This window comes from Nitrospira sp. NS4 (assembly GCF_049546785.1).
In the GTDB taxonomy this organism is placed as follows: domain Bacteria; phylum Nitrospirota; class Nitrospiria; order Nitrospirales; family Nitrospiraceae; genus Nitrospira_D.
Genome location: NZ_JBMWAN010000003.1, coordinates 513,174 through 530,282, shown reverse-complemented (window position 1 = coordinate 530,282; position 17,109 = coordinate 513,174). Strand labels below are relative to the sequence as shown.

Below are 17,109 nucleotides of genomic sequence, written 5' to 3'. Positions count from 1 at the left end.
ACCGCGCCCTCATGATTGTTTTCTACCGGGAGAGACGCGTGACAGCCCCACCCCCTAACGCACCGTCGATCGAACGCATCGGCATCGACGAATCAGGGAAAGGCGACTACTTTGGGCCGCTGGTCATCGCCGCCGTCTTCGTCGACACGACCACCCAGGGCGAACTGGCCCTCATGCAAGTGCGAGACAGCAAGAAGATTTCCGATGGAAGAATTTTGGAAATGGCACCGGATATCAAGACTATTTGCCCGCATAGCATCGTGGCCATCGGCCCGCAGAAATACAATGAGCTGTATGCGAAGATCAAAAATCTGAACCGCCTTCTCGCCTGGGGCCATGCGCGGGCCCTGGAGAATCTGCTCGACAGGGTGTCCTGCGAGCGGGCGATTTCGGATCAATTTGGAGACGAGCGGCTCATTCTGAACGCGCTCCAAGAAAGGGGCCGCACGATCGTGCTGGAGCAGCGACCCAAAGCCGAGTCCGATATAGCCGTAGCCGCCGCCTCCATCCTTGCGCGTGCAGAATTCCTGCAGAGGCTGAAGCGACTGTCGGAGGACGTCGGGACGACGCTGCCCAAAGGCGCATCACCCGCCGTCGAACTGGCCGCACGGATGGTCATCAAGAAGCACGGAAGGGAGCGGCTTGAGACCGTGGCCAAGATGCACTTCAAGACCACACAAGCCGTCCTGGCACGACTGGCCTAGACCGATTCGCCGACTTCCAGGTCTTTTTTCTTGGCTTCGCTCAGCGCCGACGGGGACTCGGTTGGGACCTCGCCTTCCCAGTAGAGCATACGGCGGCAATAGGGGCATACGTGAAGATCGTCGGAGCGTTTGACCTGGGCAATGAGCTGAGGCGGGATTTGCAGGCGGCATCCGGCGCACATGCCATCGCGCACAGCGGCCAGCGCCTGCTCCTTCTTGGCCGCTTTGATCTGATTATACCGGGCGAGCAGGTTCTTATCGATCAACCGTGCCGCCTCTGATTGCCGGGCTTCGAGTTGGGCCAACTCTTTCGCCAGCACCTGATCCTGTCCATCGAGGACTTTTTTCTCTTCGGCAAAGATCTTCCCGGCCACATCGGCCTTTTCCTGCGCCTCTTTGGCCGTCTGTTGCAGTTGCTCGATCTTCTCCATCGACAGAAGGATTTTTTCTTCAAACTCTCCGCGCCTCTTGTTGGCCAGTTCGATCTCAAAGAGATGCGCTTGATACTCCTTATTGGTTTTCAAGCTTGACGCGTGCGTCTTCATCTTCTCTGTCTGTGCTTCGTGGGCCTCCAGATCTTTTTCATGCGCACGACGCTCTTTGATGAGGGTTTCGATCGCCGCCTGGGTGTCGGTCAAAAGCTGGGTCGCCTCGCGAAGCGGCGCTTCGGCGAGACTGAGACGTTCGGGAATTTTCCGACGCTGGTCTTTGATCTCCATGATACGGAGATCAAGCTTTTGCAGGGCAATCAGGGGGACTAGTTTCTGGCTCAACGGACTCCTTTATATACTGCATGCAGGCGATCACAGCCGGTCATGCGCAAGAACGCCTCTCATGTGGTGGGCCCACTAGGACTTGAACCTAGGACCAGCTGATTATGAGTCAGCCGCTCTAACCACCTGAGCTATGGGCCCGATCAGGTGTCCCGAGAATACCCACACTGCCTGGACAGAGCCGAAGATAAGTGCTCGATTCTAGGCCGCCCCCCACTTGGAGTCAAATCGTGCTCAGCAACAGCCCCTTTACAGGGTTTCCACGAAGCTGCGCAGCTTCTTGCTCCGGCTCGGATGACGCAGCTTGCGCAGGGCCTTGGCCTCGATCTGGCGAATGCGCTCACGGGTCACTTCGAAATCCTGCCCGACTTCTTCCAGTGTGTGATCCGTCGCTTCACCGATGCCGAACCGCTTCCGCAGCACTTTTTCTTCGCGCGGCGTGAGCGTTTCAAGGGCGCTGTTGATCTGGCGCTGCAGATCGTACCGGATGGCGGCTTCCAGCGGGGAAACCGCCTTCTTGTCCTCGATAAAGTCACCCAAATGACTGTCTTCCTCTTCCCCGATCGGCGTCTCGAGCGAAATCGGCTCGCGGGCGATTTTCAAGATCTTCCGCACCTTGTCGAGCGGCAGGTCCATCCGCTCGGCGATTTCCTCCGGCAACGGCTCACGCCCGAGTTTCTGCACCAGATGGCGGGACGTCCGGATCAACTTGTTAATCGTCTCGATCATGTGCACCGGAATGCGGATCGTGCGCGCCTGATCCGCGATGGCCCGCGTGATCGCCTGACGAATCCACCAGGTCGCATAGGTGCTGAACTTGTACCCGCGCTTATATTCAAATTTGTCGACCGCCTTCATCAGGCCGATGTTGCCTTCCTGAATGAGATCCAGGAACTGCAAGCCGCGGTTGGTGTACTTCTTCGCGATGCTCACGACGAGCCGCAAGTTGGCTTCGACAAGTTCCGCCTTCCCGCGCTTGACTTTTTCCTCCGCCACGTCGAGATGCTTGACCGCGTCCTTGATCTCATCGGCCGAAACCAGCGCCTCTTCGGTTTCCAGCTGGCGGATGCGCGCCTTCGCCGCCTGATAGACCTTCTTGATGTCATTTAACGTGTCTTCCGACACTCCGGCCCGCCGCTTGACGGCCAGAAAATCCGGCCGCGTCCGACACATTTTCCTCAGCAACTCGGCCCCGGCCTCGCCGCTGACCCCGATGCGCCGCTGGCAGCTGGCCACTTCACGCTCGGCCATGCGGAACTGCACTGCCAGGTCGCGCACCCGCTGCACCATGCGATCTTTCAAGACCCCGTGCAGATTAACGGACTCGATCTTGTCCACCACCTGCTGACGGGCCATGTCGAACTGCTTCTTGAATTGTTTCTGCTTGACCGGATCGCTGCCGATCGTCTTGCCCTTTTCGGCCAGGGCTTTCAGGGCCAGCGACACTTTCCGCACCGCGTTCAGGGCATCCAGCGTCTTGACCCGCAGTTCTTCATAATCCCGTTCAACGGGCTGCTCTTCATCGAAATCCTCTTCCGTTTCCTGTACCGGCACGATTTCGCGCACATCGATCTTGGCATCCTTGAGCTGATCCCGCAGGGCCAGGACAAACTCGATCGTCATCGGCATGCCGTAGATGACCGAGGCAATGTCCTTCTTCCCCTCTTCGATGCGCTTGGCGATCTCGATTTCCCCTTCGCGGCTCAGCAAGGCAACGCTGCCCATTTCCTTCAAATAAAGCCGCACCGGATCGTCCGTCCGGCTGAGCGCACCCGGCGTCAGGTCGATGGGTTTTTCGTTCTCTTCGTCGCTCTCCGCCTCCGCTTCGTCGCTCTCGTCGGCGGCATCGTCGCGCTCGGTCGTCTTCTGCGCCCGTTCCCCGTCCGGCGCATCCACAATCTCGATGTCCATTTCGCCGAACATCGTCATGATGCTGCCGAACTGATCGGATGAGACCACTTCAGCCGGCAGGGTGTTGTTCAGTTCGTCGTAAGTCAGAAAGCCCTTTTCTTTCCCGATCGAGATAAGCTTTTTGACCTCGCCGAGCAACTCTTGTTTCGGCATAGCTACTCCTTAACCAATGAGACTGTGCCGGCGACTGGCGTGCCGGCTTTCCGCATCCGCAATTCATTCACTTGGAGATTAATCGACTGCGCGTCCTCCCATCGCCCTTCCCGTTCGGCCATCTTGAGCCGGGCGATCAAGTCGCGCATGGCTCCGTCCGCCCGTTTCCGGTCCAACTGATCCAGGCAATCCTTGATGTGCGCCGGCACATCGTCGAAATGCTCCTCGCGCAACGACAATTCCGTCGCCAGCGCCCCGCAATCCGGATCGTCCAGCACCGCGTCAAGCAGCGAGCGGACACCGATCCGGCCGTCCGATCCGACATGCCCAAGCGCCAATTCCACCAATTTCCTGCAGGCGGGTACTGAAAACAATTCCGGCTTGAGCCGACGAATATCCGCCGGATTCAGCTTGCCATGCAACAGCATCAGCCCCAGGTCTCGTTCCTCCGGCGCGTTTTTAAACAGGGGCGCGGCCTTCGGATTGACCGCCGGGGCACCCGCGACCTTCCGCTGTTCCGCCACCAATGCCGGATAGCGCTCGATCAACCGCTGCTGGCTGATACCTAACCGCTCGGCCACGAGGCGAATCCGCTCTTCCCGCTCGATGGGATGCTCGCTCTTTTGGAGAATCCGGAGAATTTCATCGACGCTCCGGATGCGCCCTTCCAGCGATCCGGACTCCGCGGCTTTCACACTATGTTCGAGCGCATAATCCAACAGGCTCGGCGCGGCGGCTTCCAGACGCGCAAAGGCCTCCACCCCGGCCTTGCGAACGTAGGTGTCCGGATCGTCCCCCGCCGGAAGAGTCACCACCTTCACACCCAACCCGCTGTTCACAAACAGATCCAGCCCCCGCAACGCCGCACGCACACCGGCCGCATCCGGATCAAACAGCAAGACCACATTGGAGGCGAACCGCCGGAGCGCCTGAATATGTTCCGCCGTCAATGCTGTTCCCAGCGTCGCCACCGTATGGGCAATACCGGCTTGATGGAGCGCAATCGCGTCGAAATACCCTTCCACCACAATGACGGTCTTCGTCCGGGCAATCGCCTCCCGCGCCCGATCGAAGGCAAAGAGCGTCAGACCTTTTTTGAATAACGGTGTATCGGGGGAGTTGAGATACTTGGGAGTCCCGTCGCCGAGGGCGCGCCCCCCGAACCCGACCACGCGTTTGCGGAGATCGACGATGGGAAACATCACCCGCGACCTGAACCGGTCGTAGAATCCCGTCGCCCCGTTGCCGGCCTGCTCCCGCGCAATCGTCAGACCCGCCGCCGCCAAATCGCCGGCCGTAAATCCTTGACGGGTAAGCGACTTGATCAACCCCTCCCACTCAGCCGGGGCCACACCGATCTTAAATTGCGCGACCGTCGCAGTCTCGATTCCACGCTCCACAAGATAGCGTCTGGCTTCATCGCCGGCCTTCGAATCTTGGAGGTTTTTATAAAACCAGGCGGAGGCCGCCTGATTCACCTGCTCGATGCGGGCAAACTGCGCCGTCTGAGGATTGAACTCCGCCTGCTCCTGGATCTCGACGCCCACCTTCCGACCGAGTTCTCGCACGACCTCCGGAAAGCTCGATCCGGTAATCCGGGTGAGAAATGTGAAGACGTTGCCGCCCGCGCCGCAACCAAAACAATGAAAAATCTGTTTCGACGGACTGACCGTAAAGGAGGGACTTTTCTCTTGATGGAATGGACAGAGCCCTTTGAGATTCTGTCCCGCCTTCGTGAGCGAGACATGGTGTCCGACGATATCGGCGATATCGGCGCGGTCCCGAATCTGGTTGATGATGTCGTCAGAAATCAAGCCTCGGCCCACGAGAGTCGTCGCTCCTGCACACCCGTCACGCACGACCGGACGGGTCGGTTGCCAAAAAGTCGGATGAATAGATCGGTCAGGGTATCAGACGGCTGGAAAGTCTGTCAATTCTGCGAGGGGAAGATCACCCAGGAGGCCAGGCCAGGTGCCTTCCTCCAAGCACATGAAAATGCAGATGAAAAACCGATTGCCCGCCATCCCTCCCGGTATTCGCCACAATGCGATAACCGGAATCTGCCAGCCCCTTCTCCGTCGCGACCTTTCGACAGGTCAAGAGGAGCCGTCCCAGCAGGGCCTGATCCGCCTCCCCGAGGTCCTGAACCGCCGCCACATGCCGCTTGGGAATCACCAGCGTGTGGACCGGCGCCTGCGGGGTAATGTCGTCGAAGGCGAGCGTGTCCTCATCCTGATAGACCACCTTGGCAGGGATACTTCCCTCCACAATCCGGCAAAAGATACAGGTGCTCACACGGCCTCCCTAGCTATTTCTCAGGCCTGAGGCCCGACTTCCCGAACCGCTTGGCGAGTTCCTCATAGATCGCTTGGAGCGGCACATCGTGATAACCCAAAACCATCAGCGTATGAAAAAACAGGTCGGTTACTTCATAAACAATCTCGTCCCGCTTGCCGCCCTTGGAAGCCAGGAGCACTTCCCCCGCCTCTTCCGCCACTTTCTTCAGAATCTTATCCTGGCCCCCTTCAAACAACTTCGTCGTGTAGGACCCCTGCTGAGGATGGGCCTTTCTGTCCTCGATCGTCCGAGCAACGGCCTCAAGAATGCCAGCAGCCGCGTCACCCGTCTTGTCCGACTCGATCCGGCCTTGTGCATCAATCGCCGTGAAGAAACAGGCCCGCTCACCCGTATGACAGGTCGGCCCGACCGGCTGCGCCTTCACGAGAATCGTGTCGCGATCGCAATCGACAAAGAGGGCTTTGACATGAAGCTTGTTCCCCGATGTTTCACCCTTCTCCCAGAGCTTCTTGCGAGACCGGCTCCAGAAGTGGACTGTCTTGGTGGCCAGCGTCTGACTCAGCGCCTCCTGGTTCATATACCCGACCATCAACACGGTCCCGTCGAGCCAGTCCTGCACCACGGCCGGAATCAGCCCCTGCTCATCGAACTTGAACGTCGTTCCCCGGTCCTGTTGTCCCATCACCTCACGCAACCGACACAGCTTGATCCAGCCGGACCGGCACCCCTTTCTCTTTCAAGAATTGTTTGGCCTGCGGAATGGTATAGGTTCGGAAATGAAAAATCGACGCCGCCAGCACCGCATCAGCCTTGCCGGTGACAAACCCGTCATACAAATGCTCCAACGTGCCCACACCGCCGGATGCGATAACCGGAACGGAGACTTGCTCGGACACTGCCGCAGTAAGTGCCAGGTCATAGCCGGTCTGCCGACCGTCCTGGTCCATGCTCGTGAGCAGAATCTCGCCCGCGCCGAAGCTTTCCATCCGTCTCGCCCACTCGATCGCATCAAGACCGGTCGATTTCCGGCCTCCGTGCGTAAAGACTTCCCAGTGACCCGGCCTGCTCGCCCGCTTCGCATCAATCGCCACGACAATGCATTGCGTACCGAACCGCTGCGCCGCCTCCCGCACGAATTCGGGCCGCTGCACCGCCGCCGTGTTGATGCTGACCTTGTCGGCACCCGCGTTCAACAACGCGCGAATATCATCGAGCGTGCGCACCCCCCCGCCCACCGTCAGGGGCATGAAGACCCGTGTCGCTGTCCGCTCCACCACATCGAGAATCGTCTTCCTGTTTTCATGGGAGGCCGTGATGTCCAGGAAGCATAGCTCGTCCGCGCCTTCACGGTCATAGACCGTGGCAACTTCGACCGGATCACCCGCATCGCGCAAATTGACAAAGCTCACGCCCTTCACCACACGGCCGTCTTTGACGTCGAGACAGGGGATGATGCGTTTCGTCAACATACTCGCTCACTCCGTTCGCTCATGGCCAGAGGGATGAGGGTAGCCGCAAAACCAAAGGGTTGGCTTGAACTGCTCCACTCCTTGCCCCTCACCTCTCGTCACCCGCCTATCGCGGCTACCGCCGCGGCGTAATCCAGCTTCCCGTCGTAGAGGGCCTTGCCGACGATGGCCCCCTCAAGACGGGGGCCGAGCGATTTGATGGCGTGCAGATCTTCCACACGCGAAATCCCGCCTGAGGCAATGACCGGGAACGACGCACTTTCGACAACCTCCCGCAGGGCCGTCAGATTCGGCCCGTCCAGCATGCCGTCCCGCGCAATGTCGGTATAGATCACGGCACCCAACGCGTATCCGGAGAGCTCTTTCAACAAGTCGATGGCCTTCGTATCGGATACCGATGTCCAGCCCTTCACCGCCACCTTGCCGTCACGCGCATCCAGCCCCAACAGGATGCGCCGCGGGAATTCGTGACAGGCTTGCTCGAGGAACGCCCGATCCGTGAGCGCGGCCGTCCCCAACACCACGCGCGACACCCCGGCCGTGAGATACCGGCGGACGGTCTCGATGGTGCGAATTCCGCCGCCGACCTGAACCTTCACACTGACCGTCGCCATCACCGCTTGAATCTCGGAGAGATTCCTGGGCTCGCCGTCCACGGCGCCGTTGAGATCCACGACATGGATCAAGCCCGCCCCCTGCTGCTGCCACTGCCGCGCCATCGCCGGCACATCGGTGGAATAGACCGTCTCCGCCGCCATATCGCCCTGACGAAGCCGCACACAGCGCCCGTCTTTCAAATCAATTGCAGGAATAACAAGCATGGAAATCCATCCGCCCTTTCTGCGCTACTTCGCCGTGGCTCCAAACGGAAACTCCTTCAGGACCTCTTCAACCCCATACTGCGCCAATTCATCAGCCGTGACGAACGCCCACCGATGGATAAATCCCATAAAATCCTCCGTCATCGGCCGCTGCCGTTCATAGTAATTGCCGACCCAGAGCACCTGCCCATCGGCCGCCACGACTTTGACTTCGAACCCCACCGCCGCGGTCGGGTTCGCTCCCATTCGGCTGCCGACCCGCTCTTGAAACATCAGCACCTCGCCGATGAAGGCCGCATCCGCCTTCAATCGTTGAGCCAGGTTCGCCGCAGCCGCTTCAGGAGTAGTCTTCGCGGCCTCCGCTGTCACAGGAGCCACCTTGGCCGCGTCCCCCGGCGGCAGCACATGCAGTCCCTCTCTCGGCTGAAGGCGCTTCCAAAAAAGCTGAGTCACCTTATCCGCGGCATAGGCGGGAACGGTCTCCGTCCGCTTCGACGGCACCTCGGTGTCAGGCGGGATAGCGACCGAAATATCCGACCCTCGCACACCATAAGGGGTTGAGAAATACAAATCGCGCTGATCATGCACCTGAGGCGTCTTGAGGGACGTAAAAGGAACCAGCGCAAGAGTCTGAATCTTGTAGTGAGGGAGTTCGTTCGACGACTTCGTCGTGACCTTGGCGCCGCTGCACCCGACGGCGGCGACCACGAGCGCCATCATTGTCAGTGCGCGAAGCGTGTGCCGGGCGGCGCCTTGTCCGGTCTGTCGAGTCTTCACCGCTCATTCCTCACAGCACACCCCTGAAGGCTACACATGCCATGCTCCAAAGTTCTTGATCAGCTGCAATCCCACGACCTGGCTCTTTTCCGGATGGAACTGGCAGGCCACCACATTGTCTTTCCAAATGCTCGAGACAAACGGAATGCCATAGGTTGTGGTCGTCGCGGCAATCTCTTTATCCACCGGATCGACGAAGTAGGAATGCACGAAATACCAATTAGCCCCGTTGGGAATGCCCTTGAATAAGGGACAGGGCCGCTGCACATCCACCTGATTCCAGCCCATATGCGGCACTTTCAGCGCGGGATCAGCCGCAAACCGCCGGACCTTGCCGGGAATAATGTCCAGCCCCTTATGGGGGCCGAACTCCTCGCTTTCCGAGAACAACAATTGAAGCCCCAAACAAATCCCCAGGAACGGCTTGCCCGATTGAATCGTCATGCGAACAGAATCAATGAGATCATAACGTTCGAGGTTGGCCATGCAGTCGCCGAACGCGCCGACCCCCGGCAACACCACATGACTGGCATTGTTGATCGCCGCCACGTCACGCGTCACCACCGCCTGATGCCCCACCGCCTCAAAGGCCTTGGAAACACTGCGCAAGTTGCCCATGCCGTAATCGATAATCGCGATCATATCCATTCCCTGAAGGCGAGAGGCACGAGGCGAGCGGCTAGAAGAACCGTCCTCGTACCTCTCTTGCCTATGGCCTCACGCCCCTAGCCTGGCCGTAAGGCCGTAACAATACCGCAACCAGCGGCAACCTGCCACTGGCAAACGACAGGACGAACGCTAACAAGCAACCCGTCTGGCCTTCTTCATGGAGATCAGCACCCTAAGATTGACAGTGCCAGGCTGAACCAGTAGCCTGAGCCGACACAAAAGGCAGCGCGAATATGGACGATCCTGCACTGACCGAATACCTCAGAAAGTCCGTCCCAGGACTCATCGCCCTATACCGCTTCGGCTCTCAGGCGAAAGGGACCGCTCGTCCGGACAGCGACGTGGATCTCGCCCTGCTCGCCCGCGACCCGATCCCCGGAATGCGTCGCTTCGAACTGGCCCAAGAGCTGGCCATCCAACTCCATCGCGATGTCGATCTCGTCGATTTGCGCAGCGCGTCAACGGTCATGCGAATGCAGGTCATCTCGACGGGTACGTGCCTCGATGCGCCGGACGAGTCGGCCAGACGGGAATTCGAAATGTATGCCTATTCGGACTATGCCAGGCTGAATGAGGAACGGCGGGATATCTTAAAGAGGATCGCTGAGAGCGGGATAGTCTATGGCTGACGACGTCATTCTCAACAAAGCAGCCAGCATCGAACGCTGCCTCCAGCGCATTCTCGAAGAGTATGCAGGGAATAATCAGAATCTGGTGGCGAACAAGACCAAACGGGACGCCATCATCTTAAACCTTCAGCGCGCCTGTGAAACCGCCATTGACCTTGCCATGTACGTGGTCAACCAACGCCGTCTTGGAGCCCCTCAGGAAAGTCGTGACGCGTTTACACTCTTGCAAACTGCCGGCATCCTGCCAGCCGATCTCGCTATCCGCATGCAACGGATGGTTGGCTTCCGCAACATAGCCGTGCACGAATACACCCGCCTAAATCTGGAAGTGGTTCAAGCCATTATCACCAAGCAGTTGGAAGACTTCCGCGCATTCTCCTCGATCATCGTCAAAGCGCTTTCCTAATTCAGCCATCAGACTAATTGGTCAATCCATCTCTCCTAATCGGAACGGATTTTCCAAGAAGAATTCGTGGCCAAAGGCATTGTGAAACAGTGGCCCCGTAATCTTGCCACTTCATTCCTTCTCTTAGGAAAGGTCTGATTAATTTGCAATTCCAGGCACTGACCTCGTCGGATTCCCTGTGTTTTGAAGGTTGGCTGATCGAAATCGGGAATTAATCAGACCTCCCCTACTCCTTTATCTCCCCCGGCTTGGACTCGAAATGATCTTCCCCTGATTTCACAGACACCTCCATAAGTGGGAGAATAGTGAAATTGGAGGTCAGCATGGCAACACCCACACGACGTCAATTTACCGACGCGTTCAAATCCGAAGCCGTTCGGCTCACACGAGAATCGGGGCGGCCGGTGGCCCAGGTAGCGCGGGAACTCGGGATTGGAGATAATTTGCTCTACCGCTGGCGGGGCGAGCAGCGCCAGGCTGACGCCCAGGGCCAGACGCGCCAGTCGATGCGCGCCGACCAGGACGAACTGACCCGGCTCAAGCGGGAAAATGAGACGCTAAAGAAGGAGCGGGTTTTTTTAACACGTGCGGCGGCGTTCTTCGCGAGGGAATCCCAATGAGATACCGCGCGATCCAGGAGCATGACCGTCGCTATCCGATCCGCCTGATGTGCCGGGCGCTCGCCGTCTCGGCGGCAGGCTATTATGCGTGGCGCGCACGGCCTGAGAGTGCCCGATCGGTGTCGGCCAGAACTGTGCTCTCAGCCATCCGGGTGATTCATCGAGAGTCCCGCGAGACCTACGGTAGTCCCCGTATCTGGGATGCGCTGCTCAAGCAGGGCCAGCGCATTGGCGAGCATCGCGTCGCCCGGCTGATGCGCGTCGAAGGGATCCTGGCTAAGACCGTGAAGAAATGGCGCGCCACTACCCAGTCGAATCATCGGTTGCCCGTGGCCGCCAACACGCTCGATCGCCAGTTCACGGTCGCGGCGCCGAATCGGGTGTGGGCTGGAGACATCACCTACGTCTGGACCCTGGAGGGCTGGCTCTACTTGGCGGTCCTGCTGGATCTATACTCGCGCCGAGTGGTTGGGGGGGCCATGGGCCAGCGATTAACCGTTAATCTGGCCGAACAGGCCCTCATGATGGCATTGGCGCACCGGGCCCCCACAGCGGGGCTCGTGCACCATTCGGACCGCGGCAGTCAGTATGCCGCCACGAGCTATCAGCGGGTACTCACGGGGTACGGCCTCATTCCCAGCATGAGCCGTAAAGGCAACTGCTGGGACAACGCCTGCGTCGAAAGTTTCTTCGGGACGCTGAAGCGTGAGCTGGTCTGTCATCGGCACTATGCCACACGAGACGAAGCCAAGCAGGACATCTTCGAATACATCGAAGTGTTCTACAATCGGCAGCGACGGCACTCAACCCTCGGCTATCACTCCCCGGTCGAGTACGAAGCGAGGGCGGCAGTCGCTTAACCAGGTGTCCACGGAATTGGGGGAAGGTCAAAATGAGCGCGCAAAGCTTTCTTACTCACCTTTGGCGTCTGCCTGGTAAAGGCAAAGGCTCTTACAAGCCTCTCTGTGTAATCACTCTTATGAGCAGAAAAGATGTACCGCTCAGCTACTGCCACAGCCCGTCTATTTATCTCTAGCACTCGGCCATCTCCTAGGGTTCTCCTTTTCAAGTTGGTTTTCCGCTCTAGCGTCAGACAAACCCTAGGAGATAATGGGAAAGAGACTTCAACATGGGGATGGCCAAAACCATCGCCCAATCCCATCCTGCCTTCCTCTCTAAACACGACCACGAGTGGAGAGTCACAGGTAATAAATTCAGTCGTGGGCGGAGCTGCGCTCAGACACCAATACAGTTTACGAAGTCGCTTCTCAACCGTCTCAAACATTCGAAGCGTTGTACATAAAGCAAATATGTCATCAACCTTGACCTCAAATCGCTGCTCAACGTTCTCCGCAAGTTCTCGCAATTCCTGCATGGTCAGATTAGGTTGTTTATTCGACCGAAGCCATTCAAAGGCCTTCAAAAGCCGCTCAGGATCTCTCGCCAAATTCTCCAGACTGATGATGCTAGAATGCGCAGAAATCTGCTTGATTGCATCTATAGTTCTTGGCACACGAAGGTATAAATATGCGAGGAATTGAGAAACCACAAAAATTTCTTTCACTGCAGGCTTTGCGTCAGGCTCCTTCCATCGTTCAAGGATTGGCTTGACAGCTGATTCGTATTTGGCAAATTCATGCTCCAGAAAGTGAGGATGCACACCCTCAACATTTCGAATGGTGTAGAGATCCCTCACTACAGCGGTATCTTTCGCAGATTGCTGTCGTGTTGAGCCTCCATCTTTGTCGTAAACCCAAATCATCGGTTTCCGACGACCGGACACCGACAGCGAAAAGCTCTTCAAATAAAACTCAGGCACGTAGTGATTCCGTTTATATGCCATAAGAACTTATACAACAGAGAGGCAAGATTAAGTTCAGCCTTACGCCATTAGACTTTCAAGAATTGCCCTTAAATAAATTCAAAACACAAAGGGCAGGTTCCTTTTCAGAAACCTGCCCCTTCAAAATAGACACGCTACTTCACTGCTCCTACTCAGCTATAGCAACCCCTTCGTCGAGAGGACTTTTCCGGCCAGCCGCTCTTCCGGCATGGTGGCCTGATCGAGGGCCTTGGCCAGGCCTTTGAAAATAGCCTCCATAATGTGGTGCGGGTTGCGGCCGTACAGCAGATTCACATGCAGGTTGAGCCCGCCATGGGTGACGAAGGCCTGGAAGAAGTCTTCGAAGAGGCCCAGGTCGAACGATTTGATCTTCCGATCCGGCAACGCCACGTTGTACACAAGATAGGGCCGGCCGCTGAGATCCACGGTGATCTGAGCCAGCGTCTCATCAAGCGGCGCCGAGGCAAACCCGAATCGCTTAATCCCCGCCTTCTCTCCCAGCGCCTGATGCAAGGCCTTGCCCATCACGATGCCGACATCTTCGACCGTGTGGTGTTCGTCGATGTCGATGTCGCCTTTGGCCTTGACGGTGAGATCAAAAAAGCCGTGTTTGGACAATAGCTCCAGCATGTGGTCGAAGAAGCGGATGCCGGTGTCGATCTTACCCAGTCCGCTGCCATCCAGCGTCCATTCGACAGAAATATCCGTTTCCTTCGTCGCACGGTGTATCGAGGCTTGTCGAGGTGCCGATCCGTTGGTCTTCATGAGAACCTGCTTTGGGCCGACTTGGCATGAGCGTCGAACCCTTCAATATGCGCGAGGCGCACGAGATGGTCTTTCACCTTGCTCAGTTCCTCTTTGGTGTAATGCACGATGTTGCTGGTCTTCACATAGTCGTTCACGGACAGAGCCGAGAAGAACCGCGCCGACCCGCCGGTGGGCAACACGTGGTTCGGCCCGGCAATGTAGTCGGCCACGGAGGGCGGCGTATACCGCCCCAGGAACAAGGCCCCCGCGTGCCGGATTTTCTCCAGATAGTCAAAGGGATTGTCCACGGAGAGAGTCAAATGTTCGGCGGCGATCTCGTTCGCCACCTCGATTGCCTCATCGAGCGTAGGCACCACAAACGCGACGGAGTGCCGCGCAATGGACTTGGCGGCAATCTTCTCGCGCTGAAGCCCCTTCAACTGACTGCCGATGAGCTTGGACACGTCCTTCGCCAGCCGTTCGGACGTCGTCACGAGAAAGACCTGCGCGTCTTCGTCATGCTCGGCTTCGCAGAGCAGATCGGCGGCGACATGTTCGGGCTTCGCATCCTCATCGGCGACGACGAGCAGCTCGCTCGGGCCGGCGACCATATCAATCCCCACCGTCCCATAGAGCAGCCGCTTGGCGGTGGCCACGTAGATATTGCCTGGCCCGACGACCTTATCGACCTTCGCAATCGTCTTCGTCCCATAGGCCAATGCTGCAACAGCCTGCACACCCCCGACACGATAGATTTCTGTGACCCCCGCGATATCAGCCGCAACCAGCAAGTATGGATTGATGCCGCCCTTCTGCGGCGGCGTCACCATCACGATCCGTTTCACGCCGGCCACTTTCGCGGGAATGGCGCACATCAGCACCGATGAGGGATAGACGGCCTTGCCGCCCGGCACATAAACGCCCACCGCATCGACCGGCGTCACCACCTGCCCCAGCGTTGCCGTGTTGTCCTGGTACATCCAGGTTTTGGTCCGCTGCCGCTCATGGAAGGAGATCACCCGTTGCGCGGCAAAACGCAGCGCGTCGCCTTCGTCTTTTCTGATGTGGTGATAGGCTTCTTTGATTTCTTCCGGCGTGACCCGCAGCGCCTCCGCCTTCAGCGTAACGCGATCGAACTGCTTCGTGTAGCGGAGGACAGCCCGATCACCGCCGCGCTGTACCGCCTGCAGAATGGTCCGGACGACTTTCTCAACCGCGCCGCTTTGGACGCTCCCGCGCATCGCCACTTTCTTGAGCGTGGAGGCGAAGGATCGATCTGCCTGAGTGAGAATCTTCATGCGCGGGCCTTCGCTTTCTTGGCTCGGCCGGTCGATGCCGGGCTGCCGTTCTTCGATGGCTGGGCGGTGTGTGACGCCGCAACCGCTTTCCGGAGCCGGCGGATCAGCTCCATCAACGGCTCGTGTTTCAGTTTCAAACTGGCCCGGTTCGCGATGAAGCGCGCGGTGGACTGGGCGATCACGTCGACTTCGACGAGATCGTGGGCCTTCAGTGTACTGCCGGTCTCGACGAGATCGACGATCCGGTCGGCTAGTCCGACCACCGGCGCCAGCTCGATCGACCCGTAGAGCTTGATGATTTCGACCGGGATCCCGCGCTGATTGAAAAACCGCTCGGTGATCCTGGGGTATTTCGTGGCCACGCGGACTTTTGACGAGAGCCGGTCCCGCGCGACTTCTGCCCGGAGCGCAGCGACCGAGATTCTACACGCCCCAAAGAGTAAATCCAATGGTTCATAGACGTCGCTGTCCTGCTCCATCAAGACGTCTTTGCCAACCACCCCGGCATCGGCCCCGCCATATTCCACGTAGGTCGGGACATCGCTCGGACGCACGATCAGAAACGTCATGCCGATTTCAGGGCAGGGAAACACCAGCCGCCGGCTTTCCCCGACCAGTCCGGCGCCTTCGTACCCCGCCCGGCGGAACAGCTCCAGCGTGGGCTCGATCAGCTTTCCTTTCGACAGTGCAATCGTCAGCATAGCATCCCCTACCGCATGGTCGGCGACGTCCTCGCCTTTCGGCGTTCAATCACCGCCCCTACCGCCCGCAGTTTTTCTTCGATACGTTCATAGCCTCGATCGAGGTGATAGACCCGCTGAACTTCCGTGGTCCCTTCCGCCGCGAGCCCCGCCAGGATCAATCCGGCGCTTGCGCGCAGATCCGATGCCATCACCGGCGCACCCGTCAGGGTAGGCCGGCCGGTCACGATCAACCGGTTCCCTTCTACGCGAATGTCCGCCCCCATTCGCCGCAACTCTTCCACATGCATGAACCGGCTTTCAAAGACGGTTTCAGTCACCACACTGGTGCCTTCGGCCAGCGCCATCACGGCCACCATCTGCGCCTGCATGTCGGTCGGAAACCCCGGGAACGGCAAGGTCCGGATATCGGTTCCCTTGAGCCTTCCTGTCACCCTGATACGAACCCGGTCATGCCCCGCCTGAATATCGGCACCGGCTTCACGCAGCTTCATCAAGAGCGCTTCCAGATGAGCCGGCCGGCAGTTGGTAATCGTCACATCGCCCCTGGTGATGGCCCCGGCTACCAGATGGGTCCCCGCTTCAATCCGGTCTGGGATCACATCGTGATCACCGCCTTGCAGCTCTTGCACCCCTTCGATGGTCAGAATATCGGTCCCGGCACCGGCAATCCGGGCACCTCGCCGGCACAGAAACTCGGACAAATCATTGATTTCAGGCTCTTTCGCCGCATTCTCAATGACGGTGGTCCCTTCCGCGAGGGACGCCGCCATCATCAAGTTCTCGGTTCCCGTCACCGTCGGGGTATCGCAATAGATCCGGGCCCCCTTCAACCGCTTGGCCGTAGCGGTGATATACCCATGCTCGATGGAAATGTCAGCTCCTAATTTTGCCAAACCGGCCAAATGAAGATTGACCGGACGTGAACCGATGGCGCATCCACCCGGCAGCGAAACCTTCGCTTCACCCCACCGGGCCAACAACGGGCCCAGCACCAGCACCGATGCCCGCATGGTTTTGACCAGGTCGTAGGGAGCCTCCGTTGAATGAATCGCATCGGCCTTGATGACCGCGCGATTGCCTTCATGAACGACCGTGGCCCCCAGCATGCCAAGCAATTTGCCCATCGTCAGCACATCGACGACGCGAGGAAGATTCGTAATGACACACTCGCCGCCGCCCAAAATCGTCGAGGCCAGAATGGGCAGGGCGGAATTCTTTGCTCCGCTGATCGGCACTTCCCCCTGCAGCCGATTCCCGCCCGTGATGACAATGTGATCCATCGTAGAG

At 58.5% G+C, this 17,109-nt stretch carries 18 protein-coding genes and 1 tRNA gene; 4 read left to right on the top strand and 15 right to left on the bottom strand.

The window, feature by feature from the left end; genetic code table 11:
- Positions 1 to 38: 38 nt before the first annotated feature.
- Positions 39 to 704, top strand: coding sequence for a ribonuclease HIII (gene rnhC, locus ACO9S2_RS11245; RefSeq protein ID WP_423722238.1), 666 nt, complete (start codon positions 39 to 41; stop codon positions 702 to 704).
- Here rnhC and ACO9S2_RS11240 read toward each other — a convergent pair.
- The 10 genes from ACO9S2_RS11240 to hisH form a co-directional block, all read right to left on the bottom strand.
- Positions 701 to 1,477, bottom strand: coding sequence for a zinc ribbon domain-containing protein (locus ACO9S2_RS11240; protein ID WP_423722236.1), 777 nt, complete (start codon positions 1,475 to 1,477; stop codon positions 701 to 703). The two genes, rnhC and ACO9S2_RS11240, sit on opposite strands and share 4 nt — an antisense overlap.
- A gap of 64 nt (positions 1,478 to 1,541) precedes the next feature.
- Positions 1,542 to 1,618, bottom strand: a tRNA-Ile gene (locus ACO9S2_RS11235).
- A gap of 108 nt (positions 1,619 to 1,726) precedes the next feature.
- Positions 1,727 to 3,541, bottom strand: a complete 1,815-nt coding sequence (gene rpoD / locus ACO9S2_RS11230; protein ID WP_423722233.1) for an RNA polymerase sigma factor RpoD — start codon at positions 3,539 to 3,541, stop codon at positions 1,727 to 1,729.
- A gap of 2 nt (positions 3,542 to 3,543) precedes the next feature.
- Positions 3,544 to 5,367: a DNA primase gene (dnaG, locus tag ACO9S2_RS11225; protein ID WP_423722231.1), complete on the bottom strand. Its 1,824-nt coding sequence runs from the start codon at positions 5,365 to 5,367 to the stop codon at positions 3,544 to 3,546.
- Positions 5,368 to 5,491: 124 nt separating this feature from the next.
- Entirely contained in the window at positions 5,492 to 5,836 is a 345-nt protein-coding gene (locus tag ACO9S2_RS11220; RefSeq protein WP_423722230.1) for a histidine triad nucleotide-binding protein, read from the bottom strand.
- Positions 5,837 to 5,849: 13 nt separating this feature from the next.
- Positions 5,850 to 6,521: a bifunctional phosphoribosyl-AMP cyclohydrolase/phosphoribosyl-ATP diphosphatase HisIE gene (hisIE, locus tag ACO9S2_RS11215; protein ID WP_423722228.1), complete on the bottom strand. Its 672-nt coding sequence runs from the start codon at positions 6,519 to 6,521 to the stop codon at positions 5,850 to 5,852.
- A 4-nt stretch (positions 6,522 to 6,525) separates the two neighbouring features.
- On the bottom strand, positions 6,526 to 7,308 hold the full coding sequence (gene hisF, locus ACO9S2_RS11210; RefSeq protein WP_423722226.1) for an imidazole glycerol phosphate synthase subunit HisF: 783 nt from the start codon (positions 7,306 to 7,308) through the stop codon (positions 6,526 to 6,528).
- A gap of 98 nt (positions 7,309 to 7,406) precedes the next feature.
- Positions 7,407 to 8,129 carry a 1-(5-phosphoribosyl)-5-[(5-phosphoribosylamino)methylideneamino]imidazole-4-carboxamide isomerase gene (hisA, locus tag ACO9S2_RS11205; protein WP_423722224.1) on the bottom strand — a complete coding sequence of 241 codons (723 nt, stop codon included), beginning with the start codon at positions 8,127 to 8,129 and terminating at the stop codon, positions 7,407 to 7,409.
- A gap of 24 nt (positions 8,130 to 8,153) precedes the next feature.
- Positions 8,154 to 8,906 carry a hypothetical protein gene (locus tag ACO9S2_RS11200; protein ID WP_423722222.1) on the bottom strand — a complete coding sequence of 251 codons (753 nt, stop codon included), beginning with the start codon at positions 8,904 to 8,906 and terminating at the stop codon, positions 8,154 to 8,156.
- Positions 8,907 to 8,936: 30 nt separating this feature from the next.
- Positions 8,937 to 9,554 (bottom strand): imidazole glycerol phosphate synthase subunit HisH, encoded by a 618-nt coding sequence (gene hisH, locus ACO9S2_RS11195; RefSeq protein WP_423722221.1) that lies wholly within the window; start codon positions 9,552 to 9,554, stop codon positions 8,937 to 8,939.
- A 254-nt stretch (positions 9,555 to 9,808) separates the two neighbouring features.
- Here hisH and mntA point away from each other — a divergent pair, with 254 nt between their 5' ends.
- The 3 genes from mntA (at position 9,809) to ACO9S2_RS11180 (ending at position 12,090) form a co-directional block, all read left to right on the top strand.
- Complete coding sequence (gene mntA, locus ACO9S2_RS11190; protein WP_423722219.1) at positions 9,809 to 10,204, top strand: type VII toxin-antitoxin system MntA family adenylyltransferase antitoxin; 396 nt, start codon at positions 9,809 to 9,811, stop codon at positions 10,202 to 10,204.
- Complete coding sequence (hepT, locus tag ACO9S2_RS11185) at positions 10,197 to 10,610, top strand: type VII toxin-antitoxin system HepT family RNase toxin (protein WP_423722217.1); 414 nt, start codon at positions 10,197 to 10,199, stop codon at positions 10,608 to 10,610. The genes mntA and hepT overlap by 8 nt, the downstream gene beginning before the upstream one ends.
- A 323-nt stretch (positions 10,611 to 10,933) precedes the next feature.
- A protein-coding gene (locus tag ACO9S2_RS11180) for an IS3 family transposase (RefSeq protein WP_423722215.1) occupies positions 10,934 to 12,090 on the top strand; the annotation gives its coding sequence in 2 pieces (ribosomal slippage) (positions 10,934 to 11,207 and positions 11,207 to 12,090; 1,158 coding nt in all).
- Here the strand turns inward: ACO9S2_RS11180 and ACO9S2_RS11175 are convergent.
- The 5 genes from ACO9S2_RS11175 to murA form a co-directional block, all read right to left on the bottom strand.
- Positions 12,087 to 13,073 carry a DUF4238 domain-containing protein gene (locus ACO9S2_RS11175; RefSeq protein ID WP_423722213.1) on the bottom strand — a complete coding sequence of 329 codons (987 nt, stop codon included), beginning with the start codon at positions 13,071 to 13,073 and terminating at the stop codon, positions 12,087 to 12,089. The two genes, ACO9S2_RS11180 and ACO9S2_RS11175, sit on opposite strands and share 4 nt — an antisense overlap.
- A 156-nt stretch (positions 13,074 to 13,229) precedes the next feature.
- Positions 13,230 to 13,838 carry an imidazoleglycerol-phosphate dehydratase HisB gene (gene hisB / locus ACO9S2_RS11170; protein ID WP_423722212.1) on the bottom strand — a complete coding sequence of 203 codons (609 nt, stop codon included), beginning with the start codon at positions 13,836 to 13,838 and terminating at the stop codon, positions 13,230 to 13,232.
- Positions 13,835 to 15,118: a histidinol dehydrogenase gene (hisD, locus tag ACO9S2_RS11165; RefSeq protein ID WP_423722210.1), complete on the bottom strand. Its 1,284-nt coding sequence runs from the start codon at positions 15,116 to 15,118 to the stop codon at positions 13,835 to 13,837. Before hisD ends, hisB begins: the two co-directional genes overlap by 4 nt.
- Positions 15,115 to 15,819, bottom strand: a complete 705-nt coding sequence (gene hisG, locus ACO9S2_RS11160) for an ATP phosphoribosyltransferase (RefSeq protein WP_423722209.1) — start codon at positions 15,817 to 15,819, stop codon at positions 15,115 to 15,117. Before hisG ends, hisD begins: the two co-directional genes overlap by 4 nt.
- An 8-nt stretch (positions 15,820 to 15,827) precedes the next feature.
- Positions 15,828 to 17,102: a UDP-N-acetylglucosamine 1-carboxyvinyltransferase gene (murA, locus tag ACO9S2_RS11155; protein ID WP_423722207.1), complete on the bottom strand. Its 1,275-nt coding sequence runs from the start codon at positions 17,100 to 17,102 to the stop codon at positions 15,828 to 15,830.
- Positions 17,103 to 17,109 lie beyond the last annotated feature (7 nt).